This is a genomic window from Enterococcus sp. DIV1067f (assembly GCF_050543505.1).
GTDB classification, from domain to species: domain Bacteria; phylum Bacillota; class Bacilli; order Lactobacillales; family Enterococcaceae; genus Enterococcus_D; species Enterococcus_D entomosocium.
The window spans coordinates 2,663,974-2,680,758 of sequence record NZ_CP172940.1; the positions used below are offsets into that span (position 1 = coordinate 2,663,974).

General features: G+C 40.9%; 4 protein-coding genes. All 4 read right to left on the reverse strand.

Going from position 1 to position 16,785, the window contains the following annotated elements; genetic code table 11:
- Positions 1–56: 56 nt before the first annotated feature.
- The 4 genes from IGJ42_RS12270 to tpiA all read right to left on the reverse strand — a co-directional run bounded on the left by IGJ42_RS12270 (position 57) and on the right by tpiA (position 16,724).
- The gene (locus tag IGJ42_RS12270; protein WP_430615616.1) at positions 57–13,052 is read right to left on the reverse strand and encodes a KxYKxGKxW signal peptide domain-containing protein; all 12,996 of its coding nucleotides are present in this window, start codon (positions 13,050–13,052) and stop codon (positions 57–59) included.
- A gap of 159 nt (positions 13,053–13,211) precedes the next feature.
- Complete coding sequence (gene glf, locus IGJ42_RS12275) at positions 13,212–14,324, reverse strand: UDP-galactopyranose mutase (RefSeq protein WP_430615619.1); 1,113 nt, start codon at positions 14,322–14,324, stop codon at positions 13,212–13,214.
- 230 nt (positions 14,325–14,554) lie between these two features.
- On the reverse strand, positions 14,555–15,856 hold the full coding sequence (gene eno, locus IGJ42_RS12280; protein ID WP_005234360.1) for a surface-displayed alpha-enolase: 1,302 nt from the start codon (positions 15,854–15,856) through the stop codon (positions 14,555–14,557).
- Between the two features lie 112 nt (positions 15,857–15,968).
- On the reverse strand, positions 15,969–16,724 hold the full coding sequence (gene tpiA, locus IGJ42_RS12285; protein ID WP_008380860.1) for a triose-phosphate isomerase: 756 nt from the start codon (positions 16,722–16,724) through the stop codon (positions 15,969–15,971).
- Positions 16,725–16,785 lie beyond the last annotated feature (61 nt).

A 16,785-nucleotide genomic window follows, 5' to 3' on the forward strand; every position in this document is an offset into this window, starting at 1 on the left:
CATTTTAGAAGAGCTAGGAAATTTATCCTAGCTCTTCACAAAACAAAACTAACGAGTTACTCTGTTTCACGCTTTGCTTCATCTTTTTTCTTTTTCATTAAAGCAATAGCAGCTAACAGCGTGGCAATTCCAGCAAGAGACATTTGAATACCACTTGCATCAGATTCGCCAGTCTTAGGAAGAGTAGAACCAGTTGCACCGGTCGTATGACTCCCTACTTCTGTGTTGCCAATTGGCGTTATTGTATTTCCATTTACTCCATTGTTCTGATCAGAACTTGATGGTGTTGAAGTAGAGCCGCTGTTAGACTCACTTGCCGAAAGTGAATGATCTTGGCTAGTTGATTGTGATTGCAGCTCTGATAGACTCTCAGACAAGCTATTACTGTGATATTCACTGACGATATCAGAGTTGATATCACTTGTACTTGTGCTTAGCGAAGCAGAGTCACTCACGCTGGTACTATCGCTGATTGATTCACTAGCGCTCATGGAGACTGAATCTCGATCAGAGGCACTAAAGCTTTCACTCTGACTAGCCGAGTTGCTAGCACTCAGACTGTCGCTTGTTGACCCTGAATCACTTGATTCGGCGCTAAGTGATACTGAATCACGTTCACTATCACTGATGCTGGTGCTTTCGCTTGCAGATTCACTTACACTTGTACTGTCACTGATAGAAGTCGAATCACTTACACTTGCACTATTTGACATTGAATCACGTTCACTATCGCTGATGCTGGTGCTTTCGCTTGCTGATTCACTCACACTTAGGCTTTCGCTTGCTGAAGTCGAATCACTTACACTTGCACTATCAGACATTGAACCACGTTCACTATCGCTGATGCTGGTGCTTTCGCTAACAGATTCACTCACACTTAGGCTTTCGCTTGTTGAAGACGAAGCACTTACACTTGCACTATCAGACATTGAACCACGTTCACTGTCACTAATGCTGGTACTTTCGCTAACAGATTCACTCACACTTTTACTGTCACTGGTTGAAGTCGAATCACTTACACTTGCACTATCAGACATTGAACCACGTTCACTGTCACTAATGCTAGTACTTTCACTAGCTGATTCGCTCATACTTGTACTGTCACTTTGACTGATTGATGTGCTCTCACTTGCAAAAATCGACTCACTTGTACTGAAGCTGCGGCTTTCTTCCGTAGAAATACTTGCGCTTTCAGACTCAGAATCACGAATGCTAGAACTGTTGCTTGTACTTTCAGAAGCGGAGGCTTGATCGCTCGTACTCATAGATTGACTCAAACTTGTACTGTCACTTGAACTAACCGATTCGGAATCTCGGACACTTTCACTTGTACTAATGCTTTCGCTAATGGAGGTTGATTCGCTAGGTGTAACTTCCGTACTATTCCGCTCGCTTTCGCTAGTACTGATGCTGACGCTAACTGATTCACTGGTGCTAGAGCTTTGTGAATCACTTGTCGAAGCACTCACACTTTGAGATTCAATCACTTCTTGTTTTTCGCTAAGCGATGTGCTGATTGATGCCGATTCGCTTAGACTTGTACTAGTAGATTGTGAAATGCTGGTGCTCTCACTAGCACTTGCTGAGACAGAATCATTTGTACTTGTACTGTCACTGGTTGAAAGGCTAGAACTGTTCGATCTTGAATATAGATCGCTTAAGCTATCACTTGCACTATCGCTATTGCTGAGTGATGTGCTTGCACTATCACTCGTACTGAAACTACGTGATTCGCTGGCACTTTCAGATCTAGATAGTAAATCACTTAGACTCGCGCTTAAACTTAAGCTGTTACTTACGCTCGTGCTACCGCTATAGCTTAGGCTATCACTTCTAGATTCACTTGCACTCTCTGATCTAGAAAGTAAATCACTTACACTCGTACTAGAACTTAAGCTGTCACTAGTTGATGTGCTCATGCTATTGCTTACACTATCACTCCGTGATTCGCTCGCACTGCTAGATTGAGAGTTCATTTCACTTAAACTTAAGCTAGAGCTGTTGCTGCCACTCAACGAAGTACTTGTGCTTTGGCTCAAGCTATTGCTCCGTGATTCACTGGCACTGGTTGAACGAGATAGTAATTCGCTCAAGCTAGTACTGCTACTTTCACTCGTACTAATTGATGTGCTGCTACTATAGCTTAGGCTATCACTCCGTGACTCGCTGGCACTGACTGATTGAGATAATTGTTCACTTAGACTTGTACTTGAACTCAAACTCGTGCTAGCTGAAGTACTTTGACTGAAACTATTACTTAGGCTATTACTTAAACTAATACCTTCGGAAAGTGAGTCACTTGTCAATTGGCTCAAACTATTACTCAAACTGTAGCTGTCGCTCGCACTAGTTGACGATGAATCACTTAATGAACTGCTAGTACTTGTGCTGAGACTTAGACTCGCAGAAGTACTACTACTGTAGCTTTGACTTTCACTTGCTAGTGATCTGCTTTCTGAAAGACTATCGCTATTGCTCAAGCTAGCACTGATTGACGATGAGTCGCTCATTGATGTACTGATACTCAAGCTTTCACTCATACTTTCAGAAGCACTATTACTAATACTTGTACTATCGCTAGTACTTGTACTTATGCTTGCTGAGGTGCTGCTACTGTAGCTAGTACTGTCACTAGTACTTAGACTAATACTTGCTGAGGTACTGCTGCTAAAGCTTTCACTCATACTTGAACGTGAATCACTAATTGACGTACTCAAACTATTCGATTCACTATTACTGCTACTTGTACTAATTGAAGCAGAGTCACTAACCGAAGTACTGACACTAGTACTCATGCTCAAGCTGGCTGAAGTACTGCTGCTATAGCTTTGACTTTCACTAGTCCGTGAATCGCTCACAGACGTACTAATGCTTGTTGATTCACTATTACTTGTACTTGTGCTACCGCTGTAGCTTGCAGAGTCGCTTGCACTTTGTGACATTAAACCACTAGTACTCAATGATGATGAATCACTTAGTGAAGTACTAATACTTGCTGACTCACTGTTACTAATGCTTGTACTTACTGATAATGAGTCACTCAATGACGTACTCGTACTTGTTGACTCACTGTTGCTTACACTTGTGCTGCCACTAAAGCTTGTAGAATCGCTCGCACTTAATGACAACGAAGTACTTGTGCTTAGAGATAACGAGTCACTGATCGACGTACTTGCACTTGTTGATTCACTAGTACTTACGCTTGTGCTACCACTAAAGCTTGTAGAATCGCTCGCACTTTGTGATACTGAGCTACTTGTGCTCAATGACGAAGAGTCACTGATGGACGTACTCAAGCTTGTTGATTCACTGTTACTGATGCTTGTACTTACAGACATTGAATCGCTAATTGAGGCACTTGTACTTGTCGAATCACTATCACTCACACTGGTACTTAACGATGATGAATCACTGATCGACGTGCTTGTACTTGTCGAGTCACTGTTGCTTACACTTGTACTTAACGATGATGAATCACTGATCGACGTACTTGCACTTGTGGAGTCGCTATTGCTTACACTTGTGCTACCACTAAAGCTTGCAGAATCACTCGCACTTAAGGATGCCGAAATACTTGTACTCAATGATGATGAACCACTGATTGATGCGCTCAGACTTGCTGATTCACTGTTACTGATACTTGTACTTAGCGATGATGAATCACTTAATGACGTACTTACGCTTGTGGACTCGCTACTGCTAACACTTGTGCTACCACTGTAACTTGCAGAATCACTCGCACTTAGTGATGCCGAAACACTTGTACTCAATGATGATGAATCACTGACTGATGTGCTCAGGCTTGCTGATTCACTGTTACTAATGCTTGTACTTACAGACAATGAATCGCTGATCGACGTGCTTGTACTTGTCGAGTCACTGTTGCTTACACTTGTACTACCACTAAAGCTTGCTGAATCACTCGCACTTAGAGATGTCGAAATGCTTGTGCTCAATGATGATGAATCACTGATCGACGTGCTTGTACTTATGGACTCACTGTTGCTTACACTTGTGCTGCCACTGAAGCTTGCTGAATCACTCGCACTTAGAGATGTCGAAACACTTGTACTCAATGATGATGAATCACTGATTGATGTGCTTATACTTGCTGATTCACTGTTACTAATACTTGTACTTACTGATAATGAATCGCTAATCGACGTGCTCGTACTTGTGGAATCACTGTTGCTTAGACTTGTGCTGCCACTAAAGCTTGTAGAATCGCTCGCACTTAATGATGTCGAAATGCTTGCACTTTGTGATGATGAGTCACTGATCGATGTGCTCAGGCTTGTCGACTCACTAACGCTTGTAGATGATGATTCGCTCACTGACGTACTTGAGCTTGTGGACTCACTGTTGCTTACGCTTGTGCTGCCACTGTAACTTGCGGAATCACTCGCACTTAGGGATGCTGAAATACTTGTACTCAATGATAGTGAATCACTGATCGACGTACTTGTACTTGTTGACTCACTATTACTTACACTTGTGCTACCACTAAAGCTTGCTGAATCACTCGCACTTAGAGATGTCGAAACACTTGTACTCAATGATGATGAATCACTGTTCGATGTGCTGTTGCTTGTTGATTCACTAATGCTTGTAGATGTTGATTCGCTCGATGACGTACTTGCGCTTGTGGAATCACTGTTACTTACACTTGTACTGCCGCTAAAGCTTGCTGAATCACTCGCACTTAGAGATGTCGAAATACTTGTGCTCAATGATGATGAATCACTGATTGATGTGCTTATACTTGCTGATTCACTGTTACTGATGCTTGTACTCACTGATAATGAATCACTGATCGACGTACTTGTACTTGTTGACTCACTATTACTTACACTTGTGCTACCACTAAAGCTTGCTGAATCACTCGCACTTAGAGATGTCGAAACACTTGTACTCAATGATGAGGAATCACTGTTCGATGTGCTGTTGCTTGTTGATTCACTAATGCTTGTAGATGTTGATTCGCTCGATGACGTACTTGCGCTTGTGGAATCACTGTTACTTACACTTGTACTGCCGCTAAAGCTTGCTGAATCACTCGCACTTAGAGATGTCGAAATACTTGTGCTCAATGATGATGAATCACTGATTGATGTGCTTATACTTGCTGATTCACTGTTACTGATGCTTGTACTCACTGATAATGAATCGCTAATCGACGTGCTTGTACTTGTGGACTCACTATTACTTACACTTGTGCTACCACTAAAACTTGCTGAATCACTCGCACTTAGGGATGCTGAAATACTTGTACTCAATGATAGTGAATCACTGATCGACGTACTTGTACTTGTCGACTCACTGTTGCTTACACTTGTGCTGCCACTAAAGCTTGCAGAATCACTCGCACTTAGAGATGTCGAAATACTTGTGCTCAATGATGATGAATCACTGACTGATGTGCTCAGGCTTGCTGATTCGCTGTTACTAATACTTGTACTTACTGATAATGAATCGCTAATCGACGTGCTCGTACTTGTGGAATCACTGTTGCTTACACTTGTGCTACCACTAAAGCTTGTAGAATCGCTCGCACTTAGGGATGCTGAAATACTTGTACTCAATGATGATGAATCACTGATTGATGTGCTTGTACTTGTCGACTCACTGTTGCTTACACTTGTGCTACCACTGAAGCTTGCAGAATCACTCGCGCTTAGAGATGTCGAAACACTTGTACTCAATGATGATGAATCACTGACTGATGTGCTCAGGCTTGCTGATTCACTGTTACTAATGCTTATACTTACAGACAATGAATCGCTGATCGACGTGCTTGTACTTGTGGAATCACTGTTGCTTACACTTGTGCTTCCACTAAAGCTTGCAGATTCACTCGCACTTAGAGATGTCGAAATGCTTGTGCTCAATGATGATGAATCACTGACTGATGTGCTTGTACTTGCTGATTCGCTGTTACTGATGCTTGTACTTACTGATAATGAATCGCTAATCGACGTGCTCGTACTTGTGGACTCACTATTACTTACACTTGTGCTACCACTAAAGCTTGCTGATTCACTCGCACTTAGAGATGTCGAAACACTTGTACTCAATGATAATGAATCACTGATTGATGTGCTCAAGCTTGTTGACTCACTAACGCTTGTAGATGTTGATTCGCTCACTGACGTACTTGCGCTTGTCGACTCACTGTTGCTTACGCTTGTGCTACCACTAAAGCTTGCTGATTCACTCGCACTTAGGGATGTCGAAATGCTTGTGCTCAATGATGATGAATCACTGACTGATGTGCTCAGGCTTGCTGATTCACTGTTACTGATGCTTGTACTTACTGATAATGAATCGCTGATCGACGTGCTCGTACTTGTGGACTCACTGTTGCTTACACTTGTGCTGCCGCTAAAGCTTGCTGATTCACTCGCACTTAGGGAAGAAGAAACACTTGTACTCAATGATGATGAATCACTGATCGATGTGCTTAGGCTTGTTGACTCACTAATACTTGTAGATGTTGATTCACTATTTGACGTACTTGTACTTGTCGAATCACTGTTACTTACACTTGTACTGCCGCTAAAGCTTGCTGATTCACTAGCACTTAGAGATGTCGAAATACTTGTGCTCAATGATGATGAATCACTGACTGATGTGCTCAGGCTTGCTGATTCGCTGTTACTGATACTTGTACTTACTGATAACGAATCGCTGATCGATGTGCTGGTGCTTGTTGACTCACTAATGCTTGCAGATGTTGATTCACTGCTTGACGTACTTGCGCTTGTGGAATCACTGTTGCTTACACTTGTACTACCACTGAAGCTTGCTGATTCACTCGCACTTAGGGAAGATGAAACACTTGTACTCAATGATGATGAATCACTAATTGATGTGCTCAAGCTTGTCGACTCACTGATACTTGTAGATGTTGATTCACTATTTGACGTACTTGTACTTGTCGAATCACTGTTACTTACACTTGTACTACCACTGTAACTTGCAGAATCACTCGCACTTAAGGATGTCGAAATGCTTGTACTCAATGATGCAGAATCGCTGATTGACGTACTTTCACTTGCTGATTCGCTGTTACTGATACTTGTACTTACTGATAACGAATCGCTGATCGACGTGCTGGTGCTTGTTGACTCACTAATGCTTGCAGATGTTGATTCACTGCTTGACGTACTTGCGCTTGTGGAATCACTGTTGCTTACACTTGTACTACCACTGAAGCTTGCTGATTCACTCGCACTTAGGGAAGATGAAACACTTGTACTCAATGATGATGAATCACTAATTGATGTGCTTAGGCTTGTTGACTCACTAATACTTGTAGATGTTGATTCACTATTTGACGTACTTGTACTTGTCGAATCACTGTTACTTACACTTGTACTGCCGCTAAAGCTTGCTGATTCACTCGCACTTAGAGATGTCGAAATACTTGTGCTCAATGATGATGAATCACTGACTGATGTGCTCAGGCTTGCTGATTCGCTGTTACTGATACTTGTACTTACTGATAACGAATCGCTGATCGATGTGCTGGTGCTTGTTGACTCACTAATGCTTGCAGATGTTGATTCACTGCTTGACATACTTGTACTTGTCGAATCACTGTTGCTTACACTTGTACTACCACTGTAACTTGCAGAATCACTCGCGCTTAGGGAAGATGAAACACTTGTACTCAATGATGATGAATCACTAATTGATGTGCTTAGGCTTGTTGACTCACTAATACTTGTAGATGTTGATTCACTATTTGACGTACTTGTACTTGTCGAATCACTGTTACTTACACTTGTACTGCCGCTAAAGCTTGCTGATTCACTCGCACTTAGAGATGTCGAAATACTTGTGCTCAATGATGATGAATCACTGACTGATGTGCTCAGGCTTGCTGATTCGCTGTTACTGATACTTGTACTTACTGATAACGAATCGCTGATCGATGTGCTGGTGCTTGTTGACTCACTAATGCTTGCAGATGTTGATTCACTGCTTGACATACTTGTACTTGTCGAATCACTGTTGCTTACACTTGTACTACCACTGTAACTTGCAGAATCACTCGCACTTAGGGAAGATGAAACACTTGTACTCAATGATGATGAATCACTAATTGATGTGCTTAGGCTTGTTGACTCACTAATACTTGTAGATGTTGATTCACTATTTGACGTACTTGTACTTGTCGAATCACTGTTACTTACACTTGTACTGCCGCTAAAGCTTGCTGAATCACTCGCACTTAGGGATGTCGAAACACTTGTGCTCAATGATGATGAATCACTGATCGAGGTGCTCAGGCTTGTTGACTCACTAATACTTACTGAAAGTGAATTACTTGCAGATATACTTTCGCTTGCCGAATCGCTATTACTTACGCTCGTACTGCCGCTATAACTTGCAGAGTCACTTGCACTTAATGATGTCGAAATGCTGGCGCTCAATGAGGATGAATCACTAAGCGAGGTACTCAAACTCATTGACTCACTGTTACTTAATGATAATGAATCGCTAACTGATGTGCTGGTACTGATTGACTCGCTAATACTTACAGATGTTGAAGCACTAGCTGACGTACTTACACTTGTGGAATCACTGTTACTTACACTTGTGCTGCCACTGAAGCTTGCTGATTCGCTAGTAGACTCACTATTGCTTTCACTAATGCTCAATGACATCGACATACTAATTGAATTTGAGATCGAGTCTGATTCCGATAAACTTTCTGATAAACTCATGCTAGCACTCAATGAATCAGAAATAGATTCGCTGAAACTAATGCTCTCACTAAGCGAAGAAGAATCAGATTCACTAATTGCGACAGATAATGATTCTGATGCTGAAATACTTTCTGATACTGAATCACTCTCTGACAATGATAGTGAAGTGGATTCACTGAGTGATTGCGAGAGTGAAACTGATACTGACTCAGATAAAGATAAACTTTCAGAATCACTTGTACTGTTGCTCAATGATCCAGAAACAGAGGCACTAAAGCTAGAACTATCACTTTCTGAATCTGACTCAGAAACACTAGCTGATATGGATAACGATTCTGATGCTGAAAGACTTTCTGACATTGAATCACTATCCGACAATGAAATCGATGTTGAAATACTTTCAGATAGGGATTCTGATAAAGATTCTGAATCACTAAGCGAAATTGAAAGAGACATTGATTCACTTTCTGAGATAGAGGTCGATGACGAGCCACTCTCTGAGTCCGACACTGAAATAGATTCACTTGTTGAAAGAGACGCTGATTCTGAGTCACTCAATGAGATCGAAACCGATTCTGAATCACTTAAAGAAGTTGAAGTAGAGATTGATGTTGATAATGATTCAGATGTCGAATCATTCATATCAGATTCACTTTCTGAAATAGACGATGACAATGAGTCACTCTCTGATTCTGAAACTGAAACAGACTCACTCATTGATGTAGACATTGTTTCTGAATCACTAACAGAGATCGATTCTGATAAAGAGTCACTTTCTGAAATCGATTGAGAAAGAGAAACACTTTCTGATTCTGAAGTAGAAGTAATAATGGATTCTGATAATGATTCACTTCCCGAAACAGACTCTGAAGTAGACAAAGATACCGGATCTTGTTCATAATTGACCGTGAACATCTGAGGTGAAGAATCCATTTGAGATGCTCCATTGCTGGTGGTATCAAAAGTTTGATTGGCAGCCATAGCTTCCGCTAATGTATTGTAGACTACTCCATCTGGTCCTGTAACCGTATAAATATATCCATTTCTCTCTAAATCTGCATCTGTTACACCAAGAGTGATACTTTCGTTTGAAACGCCAGAAGTACCATATTTTCCAACAGTGACTGTTCCCGGGATTTGCTCAAATGCTTCCCCTGTAGCAGGATCTGATTCCGGTTGATTATTTCCAACGACACCGACTTCTTGATAAGACGGATAGAGAGTGATCGTAATAAACTGTTGATCACTATCTGTCGTACTACCATTATTGCTAGTATTATCAAAAACAAATGTCCCTGTTTGATCTGCATAATAACCGGTTTGAGTGAGGTAATCCGCAATTAAATCCTCATAACTTATTTCTTGGCCGGTCGTCCCATTGATGGCAACTGTGCCAGTTTGGTTTTGTAATGGACGACCATCTGAATTAACAAATGTTACATTGACTGTTTGTGTATCTGCTACAACGTAAATAGTGGTTAGACTCGCACCTGTTCCTACTGTAGTAGATCCAGGCTGTACATTGCCATTTAATACTGTACCTGTTGCATAATAGTAACCAGGAGGTAAATTCGTCGAAGTATAGTAACTATTGGTCCAATCAATAACATTCCCGTAGTTTGCAGGAACTCTATCTGTTCCTGAAGCTTCGGTACCAGCATTCATGTACTCAGAAGAAATCACTTGACCTGTCTTAACGTCAACATATTGGTACTGAACCGAATTATTAGCAACACCGTATACATAAATATTATAGGTATAATTGGTGTTTTCCATCGGAACGATCGCAACTGTCGCTTGTCCATAACTATCCCCATTATCGGCATTAGTCGTACTATCTCCGCCACTTTGGCCATCGTTTTTCGCAGAACTAGCGACTTGAGTACCAATTGCCCACATATAATTATCAGGCATTAGATCATTGGCATACTCCAACGTTTGCAAATCAAGATACTCACCAATGTAATTAACGTCTGGATCAATTGGCATATCAACAGTTTTGATAATATTGCCATACTGATCAACATAGTTTACAGTTACAGTTCCTGGTGCAATAGCAACAGTCGCTAATTCACGGGTAGAAGTATCTACAATATTAGATGTAGTAACATTTCCAGCCGTATCTTTAATGGTGGTTGTCGTACCTGAAATAGTCATCTCTACGAATTTTAAGTTACGGTTTCCTTCTGGAGCAGCGGTTTGGCTACTGCTGCCTTGCCATGTACTAATCTGAGAATTATTCATGACAAATGTTCCCGAACCTGTAATCAATCGGCCAGCCGAAACAGCTCCTGAAGAAGTTAAACGTGCTAAGTGCAATGCTCGCGGTGAAATAAAGCGAATGGTTGCGCCAGAATCAACGTTTACAACAGTATTGGCATTCCATTGTTGCAAATCAAGTACCGTTCCTGCATTAAATGTAACAACCGCTCTATTTGTGACATTCAGCGAGTTAGAACCTACTGTACGCGTAGCCGTCATTTGTAAATTTTGTCCAAAAGTTGCAGTTCGGTCATTTGATTGACTTCCTGAATAACGAGAAAAATCAAGGAGCATTTGGAAGCCGTCTTGTTTCCAGGTTACGTCATCTCCAACAGTGATTGAGTTAAATCCATAATAGACAAGGGGATAGTTGTTACTATTATAGGTACTAAGTTCGTTCCCAATAATTGTCGCTCCATCACCTACTTTAAAGGTATGGTTGAATCCTGTATCACTCGCATTGTTCCCTCGGATGGCCATATAGTAAAACATGGAATAACCAGTGGTACCAGCTGTTCGATTCAACTCTACATGGGATCCGTTAGCGATAGCTACTTCCCCAATTTGCATCAATTCTTGTTTTACATTGGCAACGATTTTGCCTGATAAAGTCACTTGACTATCCTCAGCATCCAGTAGTCGTCGTGGTTGATAAGCAGTATCTGTTCCGCTAACACCATCTCGTCCTTCGAGAGTGACATTATCGATATTGAAGTACCAGTATCCATAACCACCTGTTGCCGACCTTGAATCGATCACAGCGTCCGCTGTACCTGTCCCACTGTCTCCTGAGTTGGTGCCTGACTGCCAATGAATCAAGTTAATATTTGTGATCGTAAAAATAGAACCGCGAACCGTAGAACTTGCCCCTACATTAAACGCTGCTCCTGCCATATTGACTGTAAAACCATTCCCGTCAATAATCACACTCGTTTCGCGCCAACCCAAATCACGAGTTGCCACATTGGTAGCCGCTGTAATATTGGCGGTTACCTCGATATAGGTAATCGAAGAATTTCCATATGCTGCTTTTAAGGTAGCCCAGTCAGTAACTGCGGCATAAGTGCCATTAGCAATAGCGGTTTGCTTATATAAATCTTTATTCTTCACTTGGTCTGGCACATCAACTGTTACCCCAGAAGGTGAATTGGTTTTATTTCCATCATTGATTGCCTGCTCAAATTCTTCTCGACCCATATCCGGATCTGCAGAAACATTGATTTTAATGATCTGCCCCGATTGGGTGGTAATTGCAAAACTTGCAATCAAATTATTGGCACTAGCATATTGTTGCGCTGCCCGTATCAAAGATGTACTTGGTGAATTGCCATCTTTGACTACTATCTCTAATGAATTCGTTGTAGTGTCAACCGACGCTTGTACTTTCTTCGGCACTAATTGATCAAAGAGCTCTTGTGCTTTTTGCGATTCTACTTTATTTTTTTCGGAGACTGTTTGTTTTGGTGGGTTCTTTTGACTTACTGACGTTGAATGAGAGACGCTGGTAGATCGTGACATCGATAGACTAGTCGATTCTGATGCACTTGACGACAACGAACCACTTTCTGAAATAGAGGTACTTTCTGAGATACTCAAACTCTCTGATTCAGACACACTCTCCTCCTCGGAAAGGCTCATTGATTCAGAAGTGCTTTGGGATTCTTCAATAGTGGTAACATTGTTTTCAATTTCTGAATCACTCACACTCTGTGATTCGGTTAAACTAGTTGACTCTGTTGCACTTTGTGACTGGGTAATACTTTCGGATTCAGAAAAACTATCCGATGGCTGTGTGCTTTCAGATTGAGAAGTAGCTTCACTTTCTTGTGTCGATGAAGCCGGTATTTTGGTCGTCGTTTTATTTGCCAAGACATTCTCGGCATTTGCTTCTTTACTTGCATCTAATGGCGGTGTGATTTCTGAAGCATGTGCCACGATTGGCGCGATACTCAATCCAGCAATGCCAGTAAAAGAAGTGATCGTTGCATAGACCCAATGTTTTCCGCTTTTATACATCTTGTAGCGTTCACTTTTATTGGAGCGTAACAACTTTCGATAATTATTCTTTTTACTCATTACGTTTATTTTTCTCCCCTTTCGTAAAAATGTTTTATAAACTTCCCCAAGTCCTATTTATTTAGAAGATAGGATAACTAATTATTTCATAGCTAGTAAAAAAGTTACGTTTTGTCCCAGAATCGGGACAAAAAAAAGCAACCTCTCCAATAGAAGAGGTTACTCCACTTGAAATTCCTGTTGGACAAGCTTTAAAGCAGCTGCGATCGTATCGTCCATATCATAATAGCGATAGCTGGCTAGGCGCCCACCAAACAAACAATTTTTTTGCTGTTGCGCTAATTTTTCATATTTGCGATACAATGCATTATTGCTTTGATCGTTAACTGGGTAGTAAGGAATATCTCCTTTCTTCCACTCTTTCGGGTATTCTTTAGTGATAACTGTTCTTTTTGACACCACTGGACAAAAATGTTTATGCTCAATGATTCGCGTATAGGGCGTTTGACTGTCTGTAAAGTTCATGACGGCTGTTCCTTGGTAATTATCCGTGTTATAGACTTCAGTTTCAAAATGTAAAGACCGATAGGCCAACTCGCCATAACAATAATCGAAATATTGATCAATCATTCCAGTATAAACAATGTTCTTAGAAGAGGCTTCATGTCGTGTGCGATCTGCAAAAAAATCAATCTCTAAAGAAACATCAATCAGTGGATGTGTAAGCATTTTTTGAATCATTTGTGTATAACCCAATTTAGGTATTCCTTGAAAAATATCCGTAAAATAATTGTTGTTAAAGGTATACCGGATCGGCAGCCTTTTGATAATAAAAGAAGGAAGAAGATCACATTCTCGTCCCCACTGTTTTTCAGTGTAGCCTTTGATCAGCTTATGATAGATGTCTGGTCCGACTAAAGAAAGAGCCTGTTCTTCTAAATTTCGTGGTCTTTTTATTCTTGTCTTTTCAATTTGAGTCATTATTTTGGTACGAGCTTCAGCAGGATTTTTGGTTCCCCACAGTTGGTAAAATGTGTTCATATTAAAAGGAAGATTATATAGCTCGCCTTGATAGTTTGCAATAGGAGCATGAATGTAGGGATAGAATTCAGTAAACTGATTGATATAGTCCCAAATTTTTTTACTCGATGTATGAAAAATATGCGCACCATATTTATGTACGTCGATTCCTGCTTGTTTTTCTGTATAACAATTACCGCCAATATGTGTCCGTTTTTCCAACATTTTCACTGTATGTCCCCGTTTCGCTGCTTCATGAGCAAAAACTGAGCCAAAAAGACCTGTACCAACGATCAAATAATCATAAGCCATTTTTTTCTCCTAAAAACTATTTTCTTTTATTATAGGATTTTGATAAGTCAGAACTATAATTTCTTTTTTTTGAAAAAGAAAATAAAGAAGAAATGACTACCTTCTGTTATCTTAAATGATTGGTCATTGTCTGCACTGAATTAATCGAGGCAACAAAAAAGCTCTGAAATCGCAGCAGCTGACTGTTAAATCAACCGCTGCTCTTTCAGAGCAAAGCAATAATCGAAAGATTATTTATTTTTTAAGTTGTAGAAAGCTTGCAAGCCTTTGTATTCAGCAACTTCACCAAGTTGGTCTTCGATACGTAGTAATTGGTTGTATTTTGCAATACGGTCAGTACGTGAAAGAGAACCAGTTTTGATTTGGCCAGCGTTTGTTGCAACAGCGATATCAGAGATTGTTGAATCTTCTGTTTCACCTGAACGGTGAGAAACTACTGCAGTGTAACCAGCTTCTTTCGCCATTTCGATAGCATTGAATGTTTCCGTCAATGTACCGATTTGGTTAACTTTGATAAGGATTGAGTTACCGATACCGTTTTTGATTCCTTTTTCAAGGATTTCAGTATTTGTAACAAACAAGTCATCCCCTACTAATTGAACTTTGTCGCCTAAGCGTTCAGTTAATAGTTTCCAACCATCCCAATCGTTTTCATCCATACCGTCTTCGATAGTGATGATTGGGTATTTGTTAACTAATTCTTCTAAGTAGTCAACTTGTTCAGCAGCAGTACGTTTTACGCCGTTTTCGCCTTCAAATTTAGAGTAGTCGTAAACACCGTTTTCGTAGAATTCTGATGATGCACAGTCAAATCCTAGGTATACATCTTTACCTGGTTCTAAACCAGCAGCTTTGATTGCTTCTAAGATTGTTTCAACACCGTCTTCAGTTCCTTCAAAACGAGGAGCGAAACCACCTTCGTCACCTACTGAAGTTTCTAAACCACGTTTAGACAAGATTGATTTCAAAGCGTGGAATACTTCAGTACCCCAACGTAAGCCTTCTTTGAATGTAGGTGCGCCTACAGGCAAGATCATGAATTCTTGGAAAGCGATTGGTGCGTCAGAGTGAGAACCACCGTTGATGATGTTCATCATAGGAGTTGGCAATACTTTTGTATTGAATCCGCCTAAGTAGTGGTATAAAGGTACTTCTAGGTAATCAGCAGCTGCACGAGCAACAGCGATAGAAACACCAAGAATCGCGTTTGCGCCTAATTTGCCTTTGTTAGGAGTTCCGTCTAAAGCGATCATTGCTTTATCGATAGCCATTTGGTCACGTACATCGTAGCCGATGATAGCTTCTGCAATGATGTTATTTACATTGTCAACTGCTTTCGTTACACCTTTACCGCCATAACGAGCTTTGTCGCCATCACGTAATTCAACTGCTTCGTGTTCACCTGTTGAAGCTCCTGAAGGAACCATTCCGCGGCCGAAAGCACCTGATTCTGTGTAGACTTCTACTTCGATAGTTGGGTTACCACGTGAGTCTAAGACTTCGCGTGCGTAAACATCAGTAATAATTGACATGTTTTGTCTCTCCTTTGAGTTTGTTTTATCTTAAGGGGAATGCCCCTTGCGAACAACTTAATTGTAGTGAAAAAATGACGATTCTGCAAATGTTATTTTCATGAAAATGAAATTATTTTACAGCATCTAATAATGCTAGGAATGAATCAGCTTGCAAGCTTGCGCCGCCAACTAATGCTCCGTCAACATTTTCTTTTGCCATGTATTCAGCAATGTTTTCAGGCTTTACAGAGCCGCCGTATTGAATACGTACGCTGTCTGAAACTTCTTTGCCGTATAATTTTTCAACGGTTTTGCGGACAACGCCACAAATTTCGTCTGCGATGTTTGCATCCGCAGATTTACCAGTACCGATCGCCCAGATTGGTTCGTAAGCAATCACAAGATTACTTACTTGACCGTCTGTTAAACCGTCTAAGCCAGCAGTGATTTGTCCTTCGATCCACTCCGCTGTTTTGCCAGCTTCATAGGTTTCTAAAGATTCACCACAGCATAGGATTGGGATCATGCCGTTTGCAAAGATTGCTTTGGCTTTTTTGTTGATGTCTTCATCTGTCTCATGGAAGTATTCACGACGTTCTGAATGACCAATGATGACATAGTCAACACCTAGATCTGCTAAAGCTGCTGGTGAAGTTTCGCCAGTAAAGGCACCTTCATTTTCCCAGTAGCTGTTTTGAGCAGCAATTTTTAATTCTGTTCCTTCAGCAGCATTCACTAATGTTTCTAAGAATAAAGCTGGCGAACCGATCACAGAGTCAACTGTCTCGTTGCTAGGAATTTTTGTTTTGACTGCTTCAGCAAATTCTTTTGCTTCTTTCGCAGTTTTATTCATTTTCCAGTTTCCGGCAATAATTGGTTTGCGCATGTTCTGGCACTCCTTTTCGTTATCAAGCGTGCAAAGGAGATTCTTTGCACGGCTTGTCATT

Bases quoted from the DNA above. Each gene is read 5' to 3' on its own strand.
- IGJ42_RS12270 (WP_430615616.1), bottom strand. From the start codon at position 13,052: ATGAGTAAAAAGAATAATTATCGAAAGTTGTTACGCTCCAATAAAAGT.
- glf (WP_430615619.1), bottom strand. From the start codon at position 14,324: ATGGCTTATGATTATTTGATCGTTGGTACAGGTCTTTTTGGCTCAGTT.
- eno (WP_005234360.1), bottom strand. From the start codon at position 15,856: ATGTCAATTATTACTGATGTTTACGCACGCGAAGTCTTAGACTCACGT.
- tpiA (WP_008380860.1), bottom strand. From the start codon at position 16,724: ATGCGCAAACCAATTATTGCCGGAAACTGGAAAATGAATAAAACTGCG.